The organism is Methylobacter sp. BBA5.1, assembly GCF_000746145.1.
In the GTDB taxonomy this organism is placed as follows: domain Bacteria; phylum Pseudomonadota; class Gammaproteobacteria; order Methylococcales; family Methylomonadaceae; genus Methylobacter; species Methylobacter marinus.
In genome coordinates this window covers 149,412-164,235 of sequence record NZ_JQKS01000005.1, presented here as the reverse complement: position 1 = coordinate 164,235, position 14,824 = coordinate 149,412, and the positions used below count along the sequence as shown (strand labels likewise).

Annotated in this window: 13 protein-coding genes; 2 read left to right on the top strand and 11 right to left on the bottom strand. The window is 42.9% G+C overall.

The window, feature by feature from the left end; translation table 11 throughout:
- The 11 genes from EK22_RS04895 to EK22_RS04845 form a co-directional block, all read right to left on the bottom strand.
- Complete coding sequence (locus EK22_RS04895; RefSeq protein ID WP_020159415.1) at positions 1-1,017, bottom strand: polysaccharide biosynthesis protein; 1,017 nt, start codon at positions 1,015-1,017, stop codon at positions 1-3.
- 331 nt (positions 1,018-1,348) lie between these two features.
- Positions 1,349-1,840 carry a helix-turn-helix domain-containing protein gene (locus EK22_RS04890; RefSeq protein WP_051961681.1) on the bottom strand — a complete coding sequence of 164 codons (492 nt, stop codon included), beginning with the start codon at positions 1,838-1,840 and terminating at the stop codon, positions 1,349-1,351.
- A gap of 503 nt (positions 1,841-2,343) precedes the next feature.
- The gene (locus EK22_RS04885; protein ID WP_020159413.1) at positions 2,344-3,477 is read right to left on the bottom strand and encodes a glycosyltransferase family 4 protein; all 1,134 of its coding nucleotides are present in this window, start codon (positions 3,475-3,477) and stop codon (positions 2,344-2,346) included.
- Positions 3,474-4,541 carry a glycosyltransferase family 4 protein gene (locus EK22_RS04880; RefSeq protein ID WP_051961680.1) on the bottom strand — a complete coding sequence of 356 codons (1,068 nt, stop codon included), beginning with the start codon at positions 4,539-4,541 and terminating at the stop codon, positions 3,474-3,476. The genes EK22_RS04885 and EK22_RS04880 overlap by 4 nt, the downstream gene beginning before the upstream one ends.
- Positions 4,534-5,925 carry an O-antigen polysaccharide polymerase Wzy gene (wzy, locus tag EK22_RS04875; RefSeq protein ID WP_036248563.1) on the bottom strand — a complete coding sequence of 464 codons (1,392 nt, stop codon included), beginning with the start codon at positions 5,923-5,925 and terminating at the stop codon, positions 4,534-4,536. Before wzy ends, EK22_RS04880 begins: the two co-directional genes overlap by 8 nt.
- Positions 5,926-6,405: 480 nt before the next feature.
- Positions 6,406-6,933 (bottom strand): acyltransferase, encoded by a 528-nt coding sequence (locus EK22_RS25170; RefSeq protein WP_020159410.1) that lies wholly within the window; start codon positions 6,931-6,933, stop codon positions 6,406-6,408.
- Between the two features lie 43 nt (positions 6,934-6,976).
- Positions 6,977-8,257, bottom strand: a complete 1,281-nt coding sequence (locus tag EK22_RS04865) for a lipid II flippase MurJ (protein ID WP_036248561.1) — start codon at positions 8,255-8,257, stop codon at positions 6,977-6,979.
- A 375-nt stretch (positions 8,258-8,632) separates the two neighbouring features.
- The gene (locus EK22_RS04860; protein WP_020159408.1) at positions 8,633-9,649 is read right to left on the bottom strand and encodes an NAD-dependent epimerase; all 1,017 of its coding nucleotides are present in this window, start codon (positions 9,647-9,649) and stop codon (positions 8,633-8,635) included.
- 2 nt (positions 9,650-9,651) lie between these two features.
- Positions 9,652-10,920 carry a Vi polysaccharide biosynthesis UDP-N-acetylglucosamine C-6 dehydrogenase TviB gene (gene tviB / locus EK22_RS04855; RefSeq protein ID WP_369798184.1) on the bottom strand — a complete coding sequence of 423 codons (1,269 nt, stop codon included), beginning with the start codon at positions 10,918-10,920 and terminating at the stop codon, positions 9,652-9,654.
- A 170-nt stretch (positions 10,921-11,090) separates the two neighbouring features.
- Positions 11,091-12,266 carry an outer membrane beta-barrel protein gene (locus EK22_RS04850; RefSeq protein WP_161786373.1) on the bottom strand — a complete coding sequence of 392 codons (1,176 nt, stop codon included), beginning with the start codon at positions 12,264-12,266 and terminating at the stop codon, positions 11,091-11,093.
- A 254-nt stretch (positions 12,267-12,520) separates the two neighbouring features.
- On the bottom strand, positions 12,521-12,811 hold the full coding sequence (locus EK22_RS04845; protein WP_020159405.1) for a hypothetical protein: 291 nt from the start codon (positions 12,809-12,811) through the stop codon (positions 12,521-12,523).
- Between the two features lie 446 nt (positions 12,812-13,257).
- Between EK22_RS04845 and EK22_RS04840 the strand changes: the two genes are divergently transcribed.
- Together EK22_RS04840 and EK22_RS04835 are read left to right on the top strand one after the other, a co-directional pair.
- Complete coding sequence (locus tag EK22_RS04840) at positions 13,258-13,722, top strand: helix-turn-helix domain-containing protein (RefSeq protein ID WP_020159404.1); 465 nt, start codon at positions 13,258-13,260, stop codon at positions 13,720-13,722.
- A gap of 477 nt (positions 13,723-14,199) precedes the next feature.
- Positions 14,200-14,742, top strand: a complete 543-nt coding sequence (locus tag EK22_RS04835) for a polysaccharide biosynthesis/export family protein (RefSeq protein WP_020159403.1) — start codon at positions 14,200-14,202, stop codon at positions 14,740-14,742.
- Positions 14,743-14,824 lie beyond the last annotated feature (82 nt).

Sequence of the window (14,824 nt, the reverse complement as noted above, 5' to 3'; positions counted from 1 at the left end):
TCAAAAATCCGACTGGAGTTCGTCTTTGATATAGTCAAGCTTCATCAATAACTCGATCATGCCTTCCACATCCAGTCGCTGCGTATTCTCGGAGGTGTAATCCTGCTCCTGAGACAGGACCTGCTCGCCTTTTTCAAAGTACTTGGCATAATTCAGGTCCCGGGTATCGGCGGGAATTCTGAAATACCGGCCCAAATCTTCGGCTTTCATGTACTCTTCCCGGCACAGCAGCGCTTCATGCTTTTTCTCGCCGTGCCGCGTGCCCAAAATACGAATTTCATTTTTAGCGTTAAAAATTTTCTTTAAGGCCTTGGCCAAGGTTAAAACGGTTGCCGCCGGCGCCTTTTGCACGAAGGTATCGCCTTGCACGCCATGCTCGAAGGCAAACAGAACCAGGTCAACCGCATCGGGCAATGACATCATGAAACGCGTCATCTCAGGATCGGTAATGGTCAAGGGGGCGCCGGACTTGATCTGTTCGACAAACAAGGGGATCACGGAACCGCGTGACGCCATGACATTGCCATAACGGGTATTGCACATGACCGGTCCGTTGGCCGGGACATTGCGGGACGTCGCGACGGACACTTTCTCCATCAGGGCTTTACTCATACCCATCGCGTTGATCGGGTAAACGGCTTTATCGGTGCTTAATACAATGGCATTTTTAACCTGATTTTTGATCGCGGCTTTCAGGGTGTTTTCCGTGCCCAGGATATTGGTTTTAACGGCTTCGATGGGATAAAACTCGCAAGAAGGGACTTGTTTCAAGGCCGCCGCGCTAAACACGTAGTCGACGCCGCACATCGCGGCATTGATGCTGTCGAAGGAGCGCACATCGCCAATGTAAAACTTTATCTTGTCATTGTTATACTGAAGCCGCATGTCGTGCTGCTTTTTTTCGTCACGGCTGAATATGCGGATTTCCTGGATGTCGGTATTAAGAAATCTATCCAGCACGGCGTTGCCGAACGAGCCGGTACCGCCGGTAATCAATAGCGTTTTATTAGTAAACATTATTTATCTGATTTAATTATCGTTAAGAAAAAGGCTACGGTTTTCATATCGTCATCCTGCAGCCCTAAAGTCCTGGCCGCTTGCTGGGCAGACACTGTCATTGATCAATCTCTCGGTAAAAAAGCATGCATTGTGCAATCAAAATCCGCTAATGCGTCAGCAGCGTAGTCCGGTCATCCCTGGCATTAGACGGGCTATTGCCCCGAAAACATCTAACGGCAAAAACCAGCTGATAATGCTTGAGCGCAGAACCTTACCGCTTTTTGCTCATGGCGGAATGATCCGGTAACCGCATGCCAAGCCTGCTTCATCGATACAGGCTGATTAAAATTCACTGTTCCGTACTTGCTTGCTCCCGGCAGAAACTCTTGTTTGTTGGGCCGGCCTCATGCTTTTTTAAACTGTACCCGGTCCGTTTCCAGACATAGCCCAGACGTTTCAACTCTGTCCGCAAAGTGGTATTGCCGACCTGTACGCTGAATGTTTTTTCCAGTCGGTTTAACAGAGCCCGAGCCGTTAATGGCTCTGCTTCAATCCAACTTCTGAGCTGATTTCGGTGCTCATCCGTCAGCTTAATCGGTGCCCCGCTCCGCGGTTTGTCGGGCAAACTGGCGAAGCCCGTTTTTAACCATTTTCGCCGCCGTTCGCGGATCGCTTCCCGAGTCAGTCGCTGCTTTTCGGCCGTTTCCTTGACGGTATATCCGTCAGCCAGCATCAGGATCGTTTCGGCCCGGTTGCTCTCCCGCCAATCGGCGCTTTTCTTAATGAGCCGCTGAAGCTGCTGTCGATCAGTCTCAAGCAATTCTATCGGTTTGACTCCCATTTTTATTCGTTCCTTATAGAGATGGAAAACGGGAAAACTTATGCATGTTATTTATTGAAATAATAATATATTAAGAAAAACTTAATAACTTTATATTACCCAATAAAATAAATATAAAAGCGTGACGACAATCACCTTTTCATGCATTATTTATTCATGTAAACCTTATGATAAATTTATAGAATAATCAGTGAATCGCATCACAATACCATTATCCCAAACACCTTTATATGAATAAAGGTTATTAAATACATGTTTATTTATTGGTAATTGCTTAGCTTGCGACTTATTTGTTGAAAGAGAGTTTATTATATTTCTCTCTTGAGAAATTGATAATTTATAAAGTTTGTGATGAAAATCACCTTAATTTTACAGCATGGCTATGCGGCTTGTGCATTTTTAGTATCAGTAGAATATCAACAGGTATTTCAGTTTGAACTGGTCTTTTTTATATAACCGGACTGGAATATATATTTAGCCAATCGCCCGGTTATTAATTTGAATTAATTATTGTTAATAAGGAAATCCATTGTTCTTTGCGCAGTGCTGCTCCAGTCAAACTTTAGCGCTTGCTTATAAGCTTTATCGGCCATTTTATTCATCATTGAAGCCTGTGCTTCCATACCCATGATTTTTTCATATAAATCGCCCGGCTCATAAGGATCGAAATAGATGCCGGCATCGCCGCCAAATTCAGGCATGGGCTCTATATTTGAGCAAAACACCGGCTTTCCCGCAGCCAGTTTTTCAAGCAAGATATTCGGGCAGCATTCGCAGGATGAAGCAAACACCAAGGCCCTGGCCGATTTATAAAGACCAGGCAGTTGGTCATAATCGATTTTTCCCAAGTAGATGACTTTACCCTGAAGCTCCAACCGGTCAATCAAGGCGATGACTTCTTCGCCATATTGATTATATTTTGGCCCGGCCAAAACCAGAGGATATGGAAAATCATGGTCCCGTAATTTTCTCCAGGCTTTTACAATCTCTTTTTGTGCCTTATAGACATCCAATATCGAAACATATAAATAGAACTGGTCCGCCTGAAGCCCATCCGGCAGATCATAAGACGCTTCAGTATTTAAAAACCGGCTGTTAAGCCCATGCGGCACAACAATGCCTTTGCTCGCTATGCCAGGCAGGTATTGTTTAACAACCGACATTGAGTACTCGGATATAAACACGACCTTGTCCGATTTTTGATAGGACTTCAAAAATACAAACCGCAACAGCCACAGCTTGAATCGAATAAGTGAAACAAGCGGAAACCGTTTCCGCTCCCTGTCATCAAATGGCAGCATGTTTCTTAAGGCCGTCGCACTGAGACAACCTTTTGGCGGCCGGGTAATCATGACGCCACCCGGCGCATAATAGACATCCGCCTGCCAGGCCTGCAATTTTCCGGGCAATGCGAACCGTTCCCACAAAGTCCGGTGCAAAATGCTTTTTGATGCCCAAACCGCCTCAAAGAGTTCGATACGATCCGAGCCGTATTGGGAGAACAACTGTTTATTCTGGCTATTTACCAAAAGTACAACCTTAAAATCGCCCTCCGGTAAATAACTAAGCAGGTTGATCAGGTAAGTCTGACCTCCGCCCCGAAGCGCACTTAATGCATTAATGGCAATAGTTTTCATTTGATTGACGCCGTGCAAAACGCTAGATAGTCGTCAGATATTTTTTCCAGCGCAAAATTGTCGCTTATCTTTGCCGCTTCCCTGGATAACCGGTTTCTGATTTCCGTATTACTGATCAGGGCTTCCAGCCGCCTGGCTAGCAGGTCGACATCCCGCACCGGCACCAGGTAGCCATTCTCGCCATCGACTATTATGTCTCTTGGCCCGGTATCACAATCAAAACTGACGCAGGGAAGCCCGGCCGCCATGGCCTCGACAAGCGCATTGGGAAAGCCTTCGTACAAAGAAGGAAAAGCAAAGACCGATGCCCTGGCTAGCCAGCGATCTATTTCATTAACGGCTCCGGGCATTATGACCCGGTCTTTTACACCTAATTGTTCAGCGTGTTGTTTTAACTGACCATGTAACGGTCCATCGCCTAATATAGCTATCTTCCATTCGGTATCCTTAATCCTTTTGAATGCCTCCAAAAGATATTTTTGGCCTTTTTGATCAACCAAGCGGCCGACGTTCAGGATCATTTTCTCTCTCTCAATATCCTCATAAAATGAAATCGCTTTGAGAGGGTTCGGGATGATCGCTATATTTTTATTTCCTGTGTTTTTTTCAAGAATTAATTTAGCCAAGCCGGTTTGGGCGATAATGCCATCAGCAAATCTATAGGTAATTTTTCTTAGAAGCGATATAAGAATCGGCAATTGTTGCCTAGGGTTATTTCTATCCGAGACAAATACTCTTAAATTAAGAAAGGACGCTGCAAAAATCGTCAATATATTGTATTTACTCATAAAGCTGAGCACAAAATCCGGCTTTTGTTGTTTTAATAACTTTCGTAGTTTAAAAAAAACTTTCAGCTCATTAAAAACCTTGCTAAGCAATCCCGAATGACTAAATCCTAATTGATGAATAATTACATTGTTATTAATGGGATAAAAGTTTTCGGATTTGGCTAATAATACAAGATGTATTTCATGCTGCCTGCTCCAGGCATTTGCCAGTTCCGACATCACCCGCTCAGCGCCCCCCTGATGCAGGGTGGGAATTATCAGCATTATCCTAGACATTCTTTCTTCTCCGTTTAACAAGAAAATAAGATAACCCCATTCCCCAGACAATCAATCTGAAAGGATCCAATAAACTGCCTCGCCCCAGATAAAACGCTATGCTGCCCAATAACGCCGCTATTATCATCCAGTAATAACTTTGCTGCAGCCTAAGCTCATTTTGTGCTTTTTTAAAAAACATGCCTAAAAGAAATAAACAGATTAATACACCGGCCAGCCCGAAGTTAATAAATGCATCGGCTATTAATGAAGTGCCCTCGCCCGAAGTCGGGTTGAGCCCGTATTTTAAATAAGTAATATACCCTGCCGAGCTCATTTCATAGGTAACATCCTCTGAAAGCTGTAAATAAATATTTTGCGCGAGAGGAATAACACTCAATAATCTATCCAGCCAAAGCTTGCCATAGAAATAATCATGATAGCCCGGGACAGTTGCCAATGTACTGTGTAATGTTCTTATACTATCGGCCAACTCCAGAGTAATATCATAGCCGGACATTATCTCCAGGTTATCCAGTCCTGAAGATAATATATCGCCGTCATAAGCACTTCTTCCTAATCCGATTATGGTTAATAACAATCCTCCGATAATACTTATAACAATGAGTTCCACCAAGGTTATTGACCGGATCAAGCTGCCAAATAAAATAAGGAACGCGAAGATAACCTGTATTGCAGCACCTCTATCGCCAATAGACAAAAATAATAAAACGTAGCCGATAGATATAAACAAATACTTTTTATCCAGACTTAAAAGCCAAGCTATACTATTTGTATCAAAGTTATCTTTTTTATCTAATAAAACAACAGCCGTTAATACTATGATAGAAATTGAAAGCAATAATTGAAAATAGACTGAAACACCTTCGCCTACGCCTGTTCCCTGCGAGCCTTTATAGATGCCGCCTGACAAGTAGTCAGATCCTGCTGTCGACAGAAATAAACCACTTAATATTATGGTCAGCCAAAGCAGCTTTTTATAATTAAAAGAATACCTCACTGTATCAGGCACGGTTTTTTTTGCCAGAAGAGAATACCCCAGAAACCAGGAAACAATACCTATGGCCGAAAGCCATGTTGCATAATTGACCTGGTAGGACGTCATCGAGACCTTTGCGTATTTCTCCGGATAAATGTCACTGATAGCCGACATGATGGGCCATTGGAAATGAACTATGCCATAACCTAAAAGGAAAATAACATCCAGACGAAACCAGTTTTTGTTATCCCATTCGCTAAATAAATGAATAAAGATTGCAGTGAAAAAGATAAAAATATAAATACCCAAAAGGCCGGGGTCAGTCACACTTTCAAATTCAGGCTTTACAAAAAAAAGCACCAGCAATAAAAGAATAAAAAACAATCTAATGTATAGTGCATTCATTGTTATCAAGATGTAACTCCTCAACAAAAAATCAGCGTCAATCCCGAACTAACCCAAATCTTAACCACGCCATTCGTCTTTTCAGTTTGTTGAGGGCAAATGGTACTGGACAACAGCCATTTGTATTTTATTTCACATCAATTATCTCAATGCCATTTCATTTCCTGGTGGCAGGATTTACCGGACAATTGCCATGATTTTTCTCTAACACATCAACCATATCCTCAGCCAATAACCCAAAGCGCCATAAACACTCCACTCAAGCACGATTTGTCTTCAGCAACAGATTGCAATGAAAGCCTATGGTCTTTTTGTCTCCATACATGTTTCACGGTGCTTATAAAGCCTCACTGCGCTGTCCTTGTTTTTTAAGCTATTTTTTAGCGCTGATCTCTTTTATTAAGACTACCGACTTCAGTTCGGCCAATGCAAATTAGCTTGATTTCAAAAAGATATCTATGTGTATTGATTATTCGCGGATTATGAACTTGATTCCGGAAAAACTTCTCTTAGAATTTTTTCTTTTTTAACGGAATCTATTGAAGACGTGTTTAAGAAAAAATTATTATTTTTTTCTTTATACTCATCAATTGAACAAATATATTTAGCTGGGACTCCAGCATAAACACTATTGGAGTTCAATTCGCCTCTGACGACACTACCAGCACCAATAATAACATTGTCACCTATTTTGGTACCTAACAGAATAGTTACATTAAATCCTATAAATACATTATTCCCAATAACAATCTTTTTAATTAAATCAATCTTTTTAAGATCTTTGTATAAATTTCTTAAAACCCCCACACCGCCGTCATGATTGATGAAATAAACATTCATTGCGGTTTGAACATTGTCGCCAATTTCTATTAAATATGGTTCAGTTCCAAAATATTTTGTTCGAAACTTACAATTAGTGCCGAATTTAACACCAATAAACCTTGCATAATTATTGGGACTAAGAAATTTATAACCTAAATTTTTTAATATTCCGTTTATTTTTAGCATTTTTAGCCATTATTTTATCAATTAGGAACATATTTTATTGAATTTATCTTTGCACTAATAATGCGTTTGACTCTTCTTTTTTATTCAAAAACCGCTTGTTTTTTATGAAATAAAAAATAAGGTTCGCAAACTGTGCAAATGAAAATAACAATAACATATCAACATAGCTTAATGAGTAGATCTTAAAAGCCAGATAGGCTGAACAAATTAAAGTAAAAAATATAAAATTTACAAGTAGATTGTAATTAAACAATTTGAATATGGAAATAGCCCTGGAATAAGGAATACTAATTGCCCAGACAAAATAGAACACGGCCATATAACTAAAAATGCGTTGTATCTCTTTTATTTCTTCAAAGGAAAATTTACCTTTAAAAAACAGACCCAGAATATAGGGCAAAATGAAATACAATACCGTGAACCCTATCACAAGCAAGAGAACTGTTTGAACCAGAACATCCCTTCTTAAGCTTTTAATTTCATGAAATTTTTTATTGGCGACAACTTCATTCAGTCTGGCCACGTATATATTCACTATAGGGGCGTTTGTTATCTGAAACAAAGCCACTGAAAACTTATTGGCATAATTGAACAATGAATAAACGCCGCTGCCGAAGCTGGTAAAAACAGTAACTAAAATAATATCCTTGAATCCATATAATAATAATCCGATATTCATTTTTATTGAATTTCTGTAGATACTCGGCATCTCCTTTTGAGATATAGACAGCCGGTATCTGTAATTCAGCCTGAAAAAAACCAGATAAAGTTGCCATATGACAGCCAAAATGGCGGCAATGATAGTGGAATAGGCAATAATGACTATATCGCCTTTTGAAAAGAATAACAGGATGATTAAGTTAATGGTTGTAATAAAAATATCAACCAGGTAAAAAACAGCAAAGTGTTTTTCAAGATTCAATATTGCCTTATTGAAAAGAATAATACTCTGGAGAACCAGATAATAAATAAACACATCCAGAAATTCTTTTTTTTCCGGCGAAATCACTCGAAAATTATTAGTGACCAAAAAATACAGCAGGATCTCTGCCAAAGAGATAAGAATCACATTATTGAGCAACACTGAATATAATTTAGCGGCCAACTGTGAATCTTCCACTTTTAATCTTGTGTAATAAGGACTCATAGCACCCCATACACATTGAGCTAAAATACCCAAATAACCCACTATCGTGATAGATAAAAAATAAATATCGGTACTATCCCCTGCGCCGAATTTGCGCCCCAGGAAAATAATAAAAACAAAGGAAATAGTTATATTAATAAGTGACAATAAATTATATTGTAAATTTTTACTGAACATTATATTGCCAATTTTAAATTAAAAATGGTGTGGCTTTTTTGGTGCTTGAAATGCTTACGATTGCTTATTAGGTCCTAATATATATAAACCCACCGATGACCCTAGTTTTTCAGGAAATCAAGCAAGCCGTTCACTATCGGTCCAGGTCATGTTTATTCAGAGAAATGGTTTTCGCACTGACCTGGCTTTAATTTCAGCGAGACCGCTCATCGAAATTCAAGGATTTTTAGTGCCCGGTCAAGCAAGTTAATCCCCTGGCCTTATCAAGGCAGCGCCAAGGTAATTCTCTGCCTGATCTGCTTCAGGCTATTACCTTAGCCAATCATGCCAAGGCTTCCACACAGAGGCGGCAGGAATTTGTCCGAAAAACGATAATTAACCGGGGGTGATATTGTTGTAAGTCAGATACCAGTCCACAAATTTGCCGATCCCTTTCTCAATGGTCGTATCGGGTTTATACCCGACATCCGCTACCAGCGCTTCCACATCGGCATAAGTATCGGGCACATCGCCGGGCTGTAATGGCAACAGCTGTTTTTCCGCGGTTTTACCCAGGGCTTTTTCCAGGGTTTCTATATAAGTCATCAATTCGACCGGCTTTTGGTTGCCGATATTGTAGACCCGCCACGGCGCCTTGCTGGTGCCCGGGTCCGGCAGTTTGCCGGTCCATTCCGGATTGGGTTTGGCGGGATTGTCCAGCGTCCTGATAATGCCTTCGACAATATCATCAATATAGGTAAAGTCGCGGCGGTGTTTGCCATAGTTAAACACCTGGATCGGCTCGCCCGCCAGTATGGCTTTGGTGAATAAAAACAGCGCCATGTCCGGCCGTCCCCACGGCCCGTAAACGGTAAAAAATCTTAATCCGGTGGTCGGCAGTTGATACAAATTGCTATAGGTATGAGCCATCAGTTCATTGGCTTTCTTGGAGGCTGCATACAGGCTGAGCGGATGATCGACGTTGTCGTGCACGGAAAACGGCATCGTTTCGTTGGCGCCATAAACCGAGCTGCTGGAGGCATAAACCAGATGCTCTATCTTCTGATGCCGGCAGCCTTCAAGGATATTGATGAAACCGACGATATTGCTGTCGACGTAGGCATGAGGATTCTCAATGGAATAGCGAACCCCCGCCTGCGCGGCCAGATTGACCACGCGTTGCGGCTGATATTGTTTGAACAATCGATCCATCGTATCCCGATCGGCGATATCGGCGCGGATATCGGTGTAATTCCCGTAATCGAGAATGCGCGCCAGGCGCGCTTTTTTCAGGTTGACGTCGTAGTAATCATTAAGGTTGTCGACGCCTATGACTTCATCGCCTCTTTCCAGTAATTTTATCGCCAGGTGATTGCCGATAAAGCCTGCGGTGCCGGTGACTAATATTTTCATGGTTATAACCTGTCATCAGTTTGGTTAGCGGGAAACAGATACTTCAGATCATAAATTACAGACTCCGGCTTGGTATACCCCTTTATTTGCTCAATGGTCAATTGTTTGAATTGCTCATGCGCGACCGCCAGAATGACCGCATCGTATTTTTTTTCCTCCGGCTTTTCAATCAGGGCAATGCCGTATTCATGCCTGGCTTCTTCCGGGCTGACCCAGGGATCATAAACATGGGTATTGACTTCATAGTCTTTCAGTTCTTCGATAATGTCGATGACCCGGGTATTGCGTAAATCAGGGCAGTTTTCCTTAAAGGTCAGGCCCATGATCAAAACCTCGGCCTGCTGGATATGGATGCGCTTTTTCAACAGGTTTTTTATCAGCTGCGAGACCACATATTCGCCCATGCGATCGTTGATGCGCCGTCCCGACAGGATAACCTCGGGATTATAGCCAACTGCCTGCGCTTTATGGGTCAGATAATAAGGATCCACGCCTATGCAGTGCCCGCCCACCAGTCCGGGCCTAAACGGCAGGAAATTCCACTTGGTTCCCGCGGCCAGCAACACCTCTTCGGTATCGATACCCAGTCGGTTGAACAGGATGGCCAATTCATTGATCAAGGCGATATTGACATCGCGCTGGGTATTTTCAATGACCTTGGCCGCTTCGGCCACTTTAAGGCTGCTGGCCTTGTGCGTGCCGGCGGTAATGATGCTTTTGTAAAGACTGTCGACATAATCCGCGGCTTGCTCGGTAGAACCCGAAGTCACTTTCAGAATATTGGTGACGCGGTGTTCCTTATCGCCCGGATTGATACGTTCCGGGCTATAGCCGGCATAAAATTGCTCGTTGAATTTCAGGCCAGAATGCTGCTCCAGCAACGGCACGCAGACCTCTTCGGTTGCGCCGGGATAAACGGTCGATTCGTAGATGACCACGTCATCGGGCTTCAGAATGGTCCCTATGGCTTCACTGGCTTTTATCAATGGCGTCAGATCCGGCTGCTTGTGTTCATTGATAGGCGTGGGCACGGTCACAATATAGACATTGCAGCTTTTAATGTCTTTCAATGAGGCGGTGTAGCTTAAAAACGCGGCCTGGCCCAGCTCCTCAGTGCTGACTTCCAGGGTCGAATCCCGGCCTGCCTGCAATTCCTGCACGCGCTTTTGATTAATATCGAAACCGATGGTTGGATACTTTTTGCCGAATTCCACTGCAAGGGGTAAACCTACATAGCCTAATCCAACTATGGCTATTTTTGTTTGTTCCAGAGTTTTCAAAATATATCTCCTAAATATCATGAATAATGAACAGGCTAACCATCAGGCATGCACAAAAGAAAATATCAAACCAGCCCCCAGAACGTGCCCGATGATGAGGTTTGTATTTTCGATACCCAAAGCGTCCTTATCTAAAAATTTTTACTGCTGATTTAACTCGTTTAAAGTTGCAGACCCAATGAAAAGTACACACTGTTAATATCGAAATCGGAATTGCTTAAATTTGTCGACCGGGTTCTAAAGCTGTATCCGGTTCTAAGGAAAAAATTACGATTAAGCAGGTATTTTGCCGACAGCCCCGCGTGATAAGTATCTTCCTGACGGCCCAGGCCGCCCTGATAATCATTGAAAACATATCCGCCACTGGCATTGAGCAGGACGTTGCGCAGTAATTCGTGATCGATACTCAACCGGGAGGCGGTACTGAGGTAACCGGATGACAATCCCTGAGTGGTCTCATTAATGGCTCTGTCAACCCGGACAGAAACGGTAGTCAGTCCCGTTGCCATCCATCGCAACCCCATACCGCCTGTCAAGGCGCTGATCGTCTTTAACCGGGCATCATCATATGTCTGCCTGGTATAGCCAATATAGGCATCGCCCACTAATTTCCCGGTAAAATCCAGAGCCACACCGGCAACCGTTTCATAACCGTACGATGAACGCTGCAAGCCATTATCATCAAATTGCCGATCATATTCGATAACGTTGTAACTGCCTCTGACGAACGCCTCATAGGCCGGCATAATCTCGTAACCGATATAGGCGGTCGAGGTACTTATCTGACGGTCGCGATCATCGTTATTGATAAAATTGCTGCTTCTGGTTATGCCGTTATTAAAATCCAGATGTTGAATGTCTTGTAGAACATTAAACCGGAGGCGGTTGATTTTATGCTCATAGCCAACCACACCGCCGGTGATATCATATTGCACGGGCTGCAAGGCATTGAAGGGGGAATCGGGCGATGCCCTGTCTTCATAGCGGTTGGCATAATAAAATTTGGCTGTAGCAAAACTGTTTTTCAATACATCCAGCCTGCCATTCACATCGAAGTCATAGATTTCCTTGTCCTCGCTGCCGTGCGAAGCATAGATCTGTATATCCGTATCGATATGCGCCTCTAAGGCATGGCGATTCCAATCACTTTTGACGCTTAGCCCCGGTTGCAGGTGAAAGATAAAGTCATCCTGAGGGCTGTCTTGCTGCGAATAAATATTATCCTTGTATTCATTCTGGCTTTCAAAAACGGGATTAATCATAAAACTGCCGGCTCTGATGCCTACCGGCGTATAGTCCCTGTTTGTCCGTTCACTGACCCCTATGCCTCTTTCCACGTCCGCGCCCCATACAGATGCCGAGCAAATTAATGTCAGCGGCGAAATAAGATACTTAACAATTCGTATTCGTCGATCACTAGCCATGAAATGTCTAACAACAAGCTTAAGGCGCTTGCACAGCCACTGTAAAAAGGGCTTTAGTCACGACAATCGCGGCTAAAGCCCCTTAATAAAGATACTCATCATGCTCAAGCCGATTGGCTTTATGATGAATTTATCCTTTTATAGTTATAAAAATCCGATGACTCGAATCAGCTAGGTGATACGGGTTTTCCGCCACCGTTATTCAGCGCGTTTTCAAGTCCGTTTAGCGCATGTGAACCTTGCGCCCGGCTGATAAGTCCCTGGAGTACCGCTTCCCGGACGCTGGTTCTCAATTGCTTGACGGCCGTTGCTGTCTCATTCGCTGGAACTTTGCCATGATTGGCTTTGATAGCTTCGATCTTCTCAGCGATATCCGAGGGAACACCTTTCCCATCGACTGCGGCATTGCTCAAAGGGGAAAATACAGCCAAAGCTAATATCAATGTTAATTTCTTCATAATCCTATATACCTATATTCAGTTAAATTAAACAGACAGCATGGATTAAATAATTAAAGACCAAACCCGCCAGCAAAATTAAAATAAATATAATATATCTATTAAAATATTATTAATGCGAATTTATTCACAATTTAATTACCTAATATCCATTACATTGCCCTCAATAAATAAACATACATTCTGATATAACCGGCTCCAGTAGAAATCTGGCACAGTTTAAAAGGATATACCAGTTTTCTTACTAAAGACTTAAAACCGGAAAGCAGTATAACTGATGCCCTAAAAATAAAGGTGATTTTCATCACAAACTTTATAAATTATCAATTTAGATACCCGAAAATATAATAAACTTACCTACCATATATCAATAACATGTTAATTCATTCACAAAAATATACATGTATTAAAATTCCATTTTCCATATGTAAAGGACCGAACAAAAAATGGGAGTCAAACCGATAGAATTGCTAGAAACTGATCGAGAGCAGCTTCAACAACTCATTAAGAAAGGCGCCGATTGGCGGGAGAGAAACCGGGCCGAAACGATCCTGATGCTGGCCGAAGGGCATACCGTCAAGGAAACCGCCGAAAGGCAGCGACTGACTCGGGAAGCGATCCGCGAACGGCGACGGAAATGGCTAAAAACGGGCTTCGCCAGTTTGCCCGACAAACCGCGGAGCGGGGCGCCGAGCAAACTGACCGATCAACACCGCGCTCAGCTCAGGCACTGGCTGGAACAGGAGTCCCTGACCGCTCGCGTGTTATTGAGCCGATTGGAAGAGACCTTCGGCGTGCGCATTGGCGACACGACCTTACGGACTGAACTGAAGCGCCTGGGCTATGTCTGGAAACGGACCCGGTACAGCTTAAAAACGTGTTGTCCGCATGTGGCGAAAAGGTCCAAATAGAGCGCCCGTCCCAGCCTGCATCGGACAGCATGGAGCCGGATTTGCCCGCGCGCCGATAAAACGGATTATCGATCATCCGTCCAAAATGTTGCTTATAGTGAAAAGCGGCGCAGGGCATGCGCGGGTAATAATGGCCGCGTCAGGTGGACGTTAGATCATCGTGGGAATAAGTATTTTTTAGGTTTTTGATGCCCATGTTCGAAAGAAAGCCAAAGGGGACATTTGAATACTGTCCGTTATACCAAATGAAAGATTATGGCTTTACTGGAGCCGCTGACAGAACTGACGCCGTTTTTTGGCAAAGGAATACACACCGATTTTTTCTGAAACCCGATCCAATTATTATTTATGTATAAGATTAAAACCTATTTGTTTTCAGGTTAAAACTATCGGAAATAACGAATACAAAAGCTTGCATTAACCGCACACTACCCTCTCCCATCACAGAAACTGCATACTTAATATGAGGTATTTTAAGTGAAAAAAAATCTTATTCTATTATATTTCCTTAGCATAATATTCTTTGCCACTTTGAATGCACATGCTGAAGAACCAAAAGAGACGTATTATCGTTTAGGCAGCGGTGATAAATTGCAAATCACCGTGTTTAATCACGAAGACTTGACCGGCGAATACACGGTTGACGGGACCGGCAATGTTTCGATACCGCTGATCGGCACTATCACCGCCAAAAACCTGAGCCTGTCGGAGTTTGAAGAGACATTGAGATCCAAACTGAGCCCCGACTATATTGTGAACCCTAAATTCAGCATTCAGGTGCTTAACTACAGACCTTTTTACATTTTGGGTGAAGTAGAAAGGCCTGATTCTTATTCTTACGTAAGCGGCATGACTTATTTAACGGCTGTAGCCATTGCCGGCGGCTTTACTTATCGCGCCAAACAGAATCATGTTTTTGTGATTCACGCGAATGATGCAACGAAAACAGAAGTACAAGCCAAAATGGATATGCCGGTTATGCCCGGGGACATCATCCGGGTTGATGAACGGATGTTTTAATGTTCCAAATGGGTTTTCGCCGCGACTTTTGCGGCGAAAACCCTGCCCTCCAAGCCATTACCTTTAATTTTACAAGCGCTCA